Source organism: Candidatus Kryptobacter tengchongensis (genome assembly GCF_001458555.1).
In the GTDB taxonomy this organism is placed as follows: Bacteria; Bacteroidota; Ignavibacteria; order Kryptoniales; family Kryptoniaceae; genus Kryptonium; species Kryptonium tengchongense.
In genome coordinates this window covers 1-7,399 of record NZ_CZVH01000094.1, presented here as the reverse complement: position 1 = coordinate 7,399, position 7,399 = coordinate 1, and the positions used below count along the sequence as shown (strand labels likewise).

Sequence of the window (7,399 nt, the reverse complement as noted above, 5' to 3'; positions counted from 1 at the left end):
TTCATTTCAATTTGACCAAGTGAAATTACTGGTGTGAAGAATGTTTCTTCGTTTGGTTTATCATTTGGTTGCCCAAGGATTAGATTATCAGGTTCAAATTTTCCGTATCCTATGACCATCATCTTTTTTATCATTTCGCGGTAATCTCTGTATCCGGGCTTATTTTCAGGTAGCATCCAAAATATCCAATCTATTTCACGCTCTGTTAATTTTCTTGGGAAATTTCCGTTAATATTCATTGGGATGAAGTTTTTAATTTTTCAAATTAAATGTAGCAAGACATTATTAAAAAATCAAAGTTGGGCGTGTGATTGGGTTCAGGTTTGATTTCCAAGAATTTATTTAGTATATTAACAGAAAAATGGAGAGGTGCCCGAGTGGCCGAAGGGAGCCGCCTGCTAAGCGGTTGTACCGCCAAAAGCGGTACCGAGGGTTCGAATCCCTCCCTCTCCGCAAAATTTTTGTTTGCTTGGAAACATAAACGGAGCTAAACATGGCTAAAAAAGTTAAATCTAAAAATAAATCGTCTAAAACCCCTGAGTTAAGAGTTGGGCAAAAAGCCCCGAATTTCACGCTTTTATCCGATACTGGTGAAAAAATTTCTTTGAAAGATTTCCGTGGTAAGAAAGTGGTTCTTTATTTCTATCCAAAGGATGATACGCCAGGTTGCACAAAGGAAGCTTGTTCGTTCAGGGATAATATGAATCGGATACTTGAAAGGGGCGCAGTTGTTATCGGCGTTAGCGCTGATAGCGTTGAATCGCATAAAAAGTTCAAGGAAAAATATAATCTTAATTTCCCACTCTTAAGTGATGAGAAACATAAGGTTCTTGAAAAGTATGGCGTCTGGAAGGAACGAATCCTTTATGGAAAAAAATTTATGGGAACCGAAAGGACAACTTTTATAATTGATGAGACCGGTAAAATTGCTCATATATTTAGAAAGGTTAAAGTTGATGGACATACAGAAGAGGTTTTGAAAAAGCTTGATGAGATTTCGCAAAAAGTCAATGCGTAAATGCAAAAGCCGTGCTTGAAATTCCAAAGTTTTATGAAAGTTTCCTTGCGAAGGTTTCAGGGGTTAATTTAAACTCACCTCGCCAACTGAAGGGTGTTGCTGAAATTGTCTCCGCAATGTCGGAGTATTTTACAAGAAAAAATTTACGCAAAGAGTTTGTTTTTTACGACTACCTTAGCAATAGAGAGGTTCAAAAAGGTTATCTTATTTATTTTACTACAACGAATCTTTTAAAAGTTCATGTCCCGCTGAATGAGATCTCTCATTCGGGTTTTTTCAAGGGGAAGAAAAAATTTGAAATACTTGATATTGGCACTGGACTTGGCACAGTTGTAATGGGGACGATAATCTGGATGCACGAGAATATCAGATATTTTAAAAATGTTGAGGTTAAGTTTGTCGCACTTGATAAAGTTGAACAAAACATCCGAAAGTTTCAGGAAAATCTTGAAGTCTTTTTAGACGAGCTTAAAAACCATTACCCCCAAACAGTTAAGATAGAAATTGAGCCAGCGATTTTTGATATTGAACATGCTTTTGAGATGTTTGATAAGAGATTTGATTTGATAACTGTCGCAAATACTTTGAATGAGGTTGCTTATGAAAAGAGGAACAAGTTGCTTCGTCTTATAAATGCTGGAATAAAAGATGATGGTTTCGTGGTCATGATTGAGCCAGCTTTGATGATAACATCTCGTGATCTTCTTGATTTCAGGGATAAGATGATAAAGCAGGGATTTTACATTTATTCGCCTTGCCTTAGAAATTTGAACTGCCCAGCGCTTGAAACCGATAAAGATTGGTGTCATACCGAGGTTGAATGGAAACGCCCAGAATTTATAAGGCAAATTGATCTTGTCTCGGGGAATTATCGTAAATCTTTAAAATTTTCATACATAGTTGCAAACAAGCGTGATGTGAATTTGATTGACTTCATTGCTGGCGAGAGGAATTTTGAGGATTACTTTAGGGTTGTGAGCCAGCTTATTGTTGAAAAAGGGAAGAAACATTGTTATCTTTGCAATGAATATGGAAGATTACACTGTGTTAAGCTTGACAGAGCGAATTCGCCACAAAATGAAATTTTTGATGAAATTGAAAGATATGAAATCATCATGCTGAAAAATTTTGAAAAGATGAAGGAAAAAGTTAAGATTACACCTGAAACAGAAGTTAAAAAAGTTCTTAACAATGAAGGGAAAACTTAAGTAAAGAGGTTCGGAAGATGAGAGCGCTTGACCTTTATCTTAAAGGTGGTTTGATAATGCATTTAATTTCAATCACACTTGTCGTGATGATTTATGTCATCATTGAAAAATTCTTGACGATCAAAAAGGCGAAAGCAAATGTTAAGGAATTTATAATCAGCATAAAAAGTCTTATAAGGACGGGGAATATCCCAGAAATTATAGATTACTGCAACACTCATAACACCCCAATTTCAAGGATATTTAAGCAAGGATTGATGAAACATGGTTTTGGGGATGACAAAGTTCGTGAGGCAATTGAGACAGCGGGAAGAACTGAGGTTTTCAACCTTGAGAGGAGGTTAAGCATGCTTGCAACGATTGCTGGCGTTGCACCGTTGCTTGGATTTCTTGGCACAGTCACAGGGATGATAAATGCTTTTATGACAATTCAAGCGCTTGGGGGAATTGTTTCGCCATCTGATCTTGCTGGCGGGATATGGGAGGCGCTTTTGACCACAGCTTATGGTTTGATTGTCGGCATCCCAGCGTATGGATTTTACAATTATTTCGTAACAAAAATAAGTCGTCTTGTTCATGAGATTGAAATTGCGACGACGGAATTCATTGATATCTTGGGTTCGGATGAATTCAAAAATCAGATCAAGTCTGAAAGATGAAATTTGAAACAAGAAACAAACCTTTAACAGTTTTCACATTTGCGTCGCTTACTGATATAATTTTGCAACTGTTAATTTTTTTCCTTCTCACATCTTCTTTTATAACTCAATCAGGCATAAGAATTCAATTGCCAATTTCTGAGACAAAGGAACAGATAAGCGATAGGCATATAATAATCACATTGACGGAGAGGAACGAAATTTATGTTTTCGGAGAAAGGGTTTTGAAAGAGAATTTATCTTTGAAGTTAAAGGAAATTTCGGATGGAAAGACGGACAAACTTGTTGTCCTTCGGGCTGATAGAAGTGTCCCAATTCAAGAGGTTATTGATGTGATGGATATAGCGAAATCAACTGGTTTAACAAGATTTGTTGTTGCAACACAGGTGAAGTAAGATATGGAAAGGGGAATTGAAATAAGAGCGGTAATTTATACAGCAATGATTTGTTTTGTTATTTTTCTTTTAATGTTGATTTACAAGATCACTGTAAAGGTTGAGGAAAGCATCAAATTTACTGAGGTTATTTTTGTTCCGCCAATTGAAGAGCAAGTTCAAACGCTGAACAGGGGCGAGAGCGTTCAAGGTTTTGGGAAATCATCTCTGCCTGCACGAATAGCGAATCTTCCAAAGATAAATTTGCCGACAAGACTTATTTTAACTGAGGAAGAAATTTTGCCCCATAAATTTGCTGAGAAAATTGATGCGATTGAAAGAAAAGGTGTAATTGAGGGAATAGGTTTTGGGGTTAATAAGGTTGGGGATGATGCGAGTTTTGGAAAAGAAATAAAACCAGAGGTTGGTATTTCGGGGATAAAGAAGGATGGAATTGGAGAAATAAAAAGAGATTTTGGAGGCGGGATTTCGCCAAAGTTTTCATATCATATTGAGTGGGAGGGCAAAATAAATCGGATTAAGGTTGGGGGTGAGTTGCCAAGATTTCCGCAAGGAATAAAAGAATCCGCTGTTGTTAGGTTCAGGGTCGTTGTTTTGCCAGATGGAACAATTGAAAGAATTTTTCCACTTGAGAAGGCAAATCCAGATTTCGAACGCTCTGCGTTTGAGGCATTGAGGACATGGAAGTTTAATCCAATATCTGAAAATATCAAACAAAGTGGGGTTATTACATTTAATTTCAGGGTTGAATAAAAATTTCCCCATAAAAATGGAGGGTTAAATTTGGACTGGATAAATGCAATTCTGCTTGTTTTGGGAATTTTTGGGATCATTGGAGTTTCTGAAGTTTTAAGAAAAATTTTTAAGTTTGATCCCGAGGTTACAAGGAAAGTTGTCCATATAACTGTTGGGGTCGCTGTTTTTCCTGCTCCAGTTATTTTCAAAAGTATAGTTCCAGTTGTGGTAATTGCTTTGTTTTTCATTGTTGTTAACTTTTTAAGTTTGAGGTTCAAAGTTTTTAAAGGCATGGATTCTATTGAAAGGCAAACCTATGGGACGGTATATTATCCGCTTGCTTTTTTGATCCTTGTCCTTGTTTTCTGGGGAAGAAACCCTGCGATAATTTCAATTTCAATGTTAATTCTTGCACTTGGTGACGCTTTTGCTGCAATAGTTGGTGAGGGGATAAAAAATCCAAAACTTTATAATCTCACTGGGGATAAAAAATCGGTTCAAGGTTCATCTGCGATGTTTTTAATCTCGTTTTTAGTTGTGTTAATTTTTTTAAGTTTAACAGGTGGTTCAACATTATGGTGGGGTAACAATTTAAATCTTACTTTTGGGGAAATAGTTCTTATTTCAATTTTAACTGCTTTATTTGTAAGCGTAGTTGAAGGGCTTGGGTCGTACGGGTTTGATAACCTTTTTATCCCGCTTGCTTCCGCTTTCATGCTTTACTCACTTGTGATTGTTGATAAATTGAATCAATTTTTGCTTGGTTTTATTCTTGCTCTTTTGATTTCTGTTATTTCGTATAGATTGAAGTTTTTAACTTTAAATGGTGCGGTTGCAACTTTTTTACTTGCTGTTATAATTTTCGGATCGGGTGGGTGGAAGTGGACTGTGCCAATTCTTACATTTTTTGTATTGTCAAGTTTAATTTCAAAGATTGGGAAAAAAAGAAGGAAGAAGTTTGATTTAATTTTTGAGAAAACGAGCACAAGGGATATTTACCAAGTTCTTGCAAACGGTGGGATTGCTGGTGTGATTGCATTGATTTATAATTTTTATCCAGAGGAAATTTTATACTATATGTATCTTGCTTCTGTTTCCGCTGCGACATTTGATACCTGGGCAACTGAAATAGGGACATTGCTTCTTTCAAGACCGCGACTTATAACTAATTTTAAACCTGTTGAACCTGGAACATCAGGAGGAGTTTCATTTAAGGGGACAATTGGTGGAATAATTGGTTCTGTTCTCATATTTTCAAGTGCTACATTATGGGTGAAATGGAATTTGTTCAAACTTGTGAGTATAATTTTTGCTGGTTTTGTTGGTAGCTTTGTTGATAGTTTACTTGGTGCGACGCTACAGGCACAGTATAAGTGCAACGCTTGCTCAAAGGTAACCGAGAAAAAATTTCATTGTGATGGCGTCGCTGATTTAATTCGTGGGAAGAGCTGGGTTAACAATGATTTTGTTAATTTTGTATGTACAGCGTCAGGGGCGTTAACAGGGCTTGTTATAATGGTGATTTAAAATAAAAAAACATTTGTGATGCCGTTTAAGTTTAATGAAGATATAGCAATTGCTGATGTTGCGGTTGAGGTATGGGCAGATACTATAGATGAGCTATTTAAAGATTCTGGGCTTGCGGTAAGCGAGGTTATGGTTGATACTGAAACTGTTGAACCACTGATTGAAAAGGAAGTTTCTTTAAGCTCTGATTCGGTTGAAATGCTCCTTTTTGATTTTTTAAGTGAGATCGTCTATTTCAAAGATGCACATTCATTACTTTTCTCAAAATTTGATGTAAAAATTGTTGATTTAAATCTTGTCGCAAAACTATTTGGTGAAGAAATCAACAGAGAAAAACATGCTCTTAGGATTGATGTAAAAGCGGTGACATTGTATAAATTCAGCGTGCGAAATGAAAATGGTATCTGGCGAGCTGAATTTGTTCTTGATATTTGAATTTATAGATTAATTTATCTTGTAATTCCATAGCCTCTGCTTAACAATTCGTAGCGAGTCAGATAAGTTAGAAAAGGTACCCTGTAAAATTTGTGAAAGCGGTAGTGGCGTCTCTGTTTTTATTAAACCAACTTCCTTATTAAGCCATAAAAGTCCAGATAGATTAAATTGATATGGTTGAAGAATATTTTGGGGATTGACAATGAAACCCTTTGCGATGATGTTAATTTTAACACAGTAAAAATTTCCTGCTGGAACTTGAATATTTTCATAACCTATAAGTTGTCCTGTTAAATTTAGTCTTGCAATAGGTATTGTCCCGAGGTAAAATGTCGTATCGTAAATTATCCAGCTCAATGTTGTTAACGATTCAAGCGGATATGGAAGCAGCTTTAGTTCATGTGCCGGGATGATTATCAGACTTGAGAGATTCAAAGGTGGTGTAAAAATATAAAGCCCAAAATCATCTTTTCGGATATAAATTGTGTCAACTGCTGTTGCTGTTGGTGTTATGATTGTATCAACCTGTAAGGCGTATTTTTTGTTAAGTAGTGTATCAAAACCCGCAATGGTACTTTTTCTCGTTCCAAAAATTCCAAAATTTTCACCATTTGCATCGCTTGTATCAATTGAATAAATCCAATATGAACCTTTTGTAAGCGGATAATAATTGGGGGGTTCCTTAGTTTCAATTTGATCAACCGGGGTGGTTTCACGACAGGAATAAAAAAGTAAAATCACCAGTAAGAAAGCAATCCTTCTCATGGTTGAAAATCCCTTTTTTGGTGAAGATATAACAAAAAGATTTTTAATTCAAGAGGGCTAATTTTACCATTTTAAATTATGGGTCCCCGGGAAAGTTCGGGGACCCCAGGGGTTATCCAAAGGTTATCTCAATAATTTTTTATATCTGGCGTAATTTCTCATGATTTTATCAACATAGTTTACAGTTTCCTGGTAATTGTGGAAGTAGCCACTTTTAGGGCGTCCGTTTGCCCAGACATATTTGTGAAGGGTATAGTATTTGCTTGAAAGTAGCGGGAATATGGTTTTAATGGCTTCCCATTTATTGGGATCTTCACCGAAATAGATAGCAAGTTGTTGGGCATCAAGGACACGCCCTGGACCAGCGTTATAAGCAGCAAGGGCAAGTTTTAAGCATTCAGTTGAATCCATGCCTTGCGAAAAAAATCTGTTGAATTGTGTCCAAAGATAATGTATCCCCGCTATTATGTTTTGCTCTGGGGTTCTGAAATCGTAGATATGGGAAACATTTAAAACGAGCTCTTCACCTGTTTCTGGCATAATTTGGAGGAGACCGTAGGCACCTCTGGGGCTCACAGCATCATGTTTAAAGTTTGACTCCTGCTGAATTACAGCTATGATCAATCTCCAGTCAAATCCGTATATCTTTGAGTATTT

The 7,399-nt window shown here is 36.4% G+C and carries 10 protein-coding genes and 1 tRNA gene; 8 read left to right on the top strand and 3 right to left on the bottom strand.

Annotated elements, in window-relative coordinates; genetic code table 11:
* The coding region (locus AT685_RS07430; protein WP_143713174.1) for a hypothetical protein at nucleotides 1–239 on the bottom strand (239 nt) is incomplete at its 3' end.
* Nucleotides 240–363: 124 nt separating this feature from the next.
* Between AT685_RS07430 and AT685_RS07425 the strand changes: the two genes are divergently transcribed.
* The 8 genes from AT685_RS07425 (at nucleotide 364) to AT685_RS07390 (ending at nucleotide 5,977) form a co-directional block, all read left to right on the top strand.
* Nucleotides 364–453, top strand: a tRNA-Ser gene (locus tag AT685_RS07425).
* A 40-nt stretch (nucleotides 454–493) separates the two neighbouring features.
* The gene (bcp, locus tag AT685_RS07420) at nucleotides 494–1,018 is read left to right on the top strand and encodes a thioredoxin-dependent thiol peroxidase (protein WP_072152149.1); all 525 of its coding nucleotides are present in this window, start codon (nucleotides 494–496) and stop codon (nucleotides 1,016–1,018) included.
* Nucleotides 1,019–1,029: 11 nt separating this feature from the next.
* On the top strand, nucleotides 1,030–2,226 hold the full coding sequence (locus tag AT685_RS07415) for a small ribosomal subunit Rsm22 family protein (RefSeq protein ID WP_072152148.1): 1,197 nt from the start codon (nucleotides 1,030–1,032) through the stop codon (nucleotides 2,224–2,226).
* A gap of 17 nt (nucleotides 2,227–2,243) precedes the next feature.
* The gene (locus AT685_RS07410; RefSeq protein ID WP_072150286.1) at nucleotides 2,244–2,885 is read left to right on the top strand and encodes a MotA/TolQ/ExbB proton channel family protein; all 642 of its coding nucleotides are present in this window, start codon (nucleotides 2,244–2,246) and stop codon (nucleotides 2,883–2,885) included.
* A complete protein-coding gene (locus tag AT685_RS07405; RefSeq protein WP_072152147.1) occupies nucleotides 2,882–3,280 on the top strand; it encodes an ExbD/TolR family protein in 399 nt (132 codons plus the stop codon). The genes AT685_RS07410 and AT685_RS07405 overlap by 4 nt, the downstream gene beginning before the upstream one ends.
* A 3-nt stretch (nucleotides 3,281–3,283) precedes the next feature.
* The gene (locus AT685_RS07400; protein ID WP_072152146.1) at nucleotides 3,284–4,033 is read left to right on the top strand and encodes an energy transducer TonB family protein; all 750 of its coding nucleotides are present in this window, start codon (nucleotides 3,284–3,286) and stop codon (nucleotides 4,031–4,033) included.
* Nucleotides 4,034–4,063: 30 nt separating this feature from the next.
* Complete coding sequence (locus tag AT685_RS07395) at nucleotides 4,064–5,542, top strand: DUF92 domain-containing protein (protein ID WP_072152145.1); 1,479 nt, start codon at nucleotides 4,064–4,066, stop codon at nucleotides 5,540–5,542.
* A gap of 18 nt (nucleotides 5,543–5,560) precedes the next feature.
* Nucleotides 5,561–5,977, top strand: a complete 417-nt coding sequence (locus tag AT685_RS07390; protein ID WP_072152144.1) for an archease — start codon at nucleotides 5,561–5,563, stop codon at nucleotides 5,975–5,977.
* Between the two features lie 9 nt (nucleotides 5,978–5,986).
* Here AT685_RS07390 and AT685_RS07385 read toward each other — a convergent pair whose 3' ends face one another.
* Both AT685_RS07385 and AT685_RS07380 read right to left on the bottom strand, forming a co-directional pair.
* The gene (locus tag AT685_RS07385) at nucleotides 5,987–6,742 is read right to left on the bottom strand and encodes a hypothetical protein (protein WP_072152143.1); all 756 of its coding nucleotides are present in this window, start codon (nucleotides 6,740–6,742) and stop codon (nucleotides 5,987–5,989) included.
* A 123-nt stretch (nucleotides 6,743–6,865) separates the two neighbouring features.
* A partial coding sequence (locus AT685_RS07380; protein ID WP_159420504.1) for a transglycosylase SLT domain-containing protein occupies nucleotides 6,866–7,399 on the bottom strand: 534 nt, incomplete at its 5' end.